Source organism: Kineococcus haloalkalitolerans, from assembly GCF_050871905.1.
Taxonomy (GTDB): Bacteria; Actinomycetota; Actinomycetes; order Actinomycetales; family Kineococcaceae; genus Kineococcus.
In genome coordinates, this window is the sequence record NZ_JBJLSH010000104.1 from 1 (window position 1) to 906 (window position 906).

General features: G+C 87.0%; 1 protein-coding gene. It reads left to right on the forward strand.

Features of this window, described 5'->3' with window-relative positions; translation table 11 throughout:
• The first annotated feature begins 222 nt into the window (after positions 1-222).
• On the forward strand, positions 223-771 hold the full coding sequence (locus tag ACRYMY_RS19655; protein WP_432548899.1) for a hypothetical protein: 549 nt from the start codon (positions 223-225) through the stop codon (positions 769-771).
• The last annotated feature ends 135 nt before the right edge of the window (positions 772-906 follow it).

Genomic DNA, 906 nt, shown 5'->3' on the forward strand with positions numbered 1-906 from the left:
CGGGCGGTCCCCCGCCGCGCGGCGCGGCGGCCGCCCCCGGCCCCCCCCCCGCCCCCCGCCCGCGCCGCGGCCCCCCCCCCCCCCCCCCCCCCCCCCCCCCCCCCCCCCCCCCCCCCCCCCCCCCCCGCCCTCGCGGGCCTCGTCGACGTCGAGGACCTCGACGAGCTCGAGGGGCCGGGGGAGCGCCGGCTGGCGGTCGAGGAGGCCCGCGAGCTGCTGCGGGTGACGGAGGACCGCCTGCACCGGGCCTGGCCGTCGCTGCGCACGTGCACCCACCTGCACTGGGGGTCCCCGGCGCTCGCCGTCGACGCGGAGGTCCGCGCGGGGCGCCTGTCCTTCGCCGGCAGCCGCGGGCGCGGCCGGCGGCGCGAGGGGCAGCGGGAGGGCGGGGACCGGCTGGGCGGGTGCGTGGCGCACCTGCTGTCCGCGGCCGGCCCGGCGGGGCACGCCGTCGTCGTGGCGCGCGCCGCGGACACCCGTCCCGCCCCCGCGCCGTGGGCGCGCGCGGTGACGTCGGGGGCGCCGGGCGACCCGGACTTCGCGGCGCTGGCCCGCGACACCGCGGCCCGGTGCGGGGCGGAGCTGACCGTCGCGGACGCCCGCCGGCTGCGGGCCCGCTGGTTCCGCCGCGCCGGCGACCCCGCGCACCTGCTCGGCGACCGGCCGGCCACCTCGCCGGGGTTCCTGCTCCTGGACCCCAGCGTGGACCCGGGCACGGCCGCGCCCCTCGTCGCAGCCCTGGCCGGCTCGCCGGTCCCCGCCGGCACCTGACCCGACCTCCACCCCACCCCACCCCGGGGGGGGGGGGGGGGGGGGGGGGGGGGGGGGGGGGGGGGGGGGGGGGGGGGGGGGGGGGGGGGGGGGGGGGGGGGGGGGGGGGGGGGGGGGGGGGGGGCGGGGGGGGGG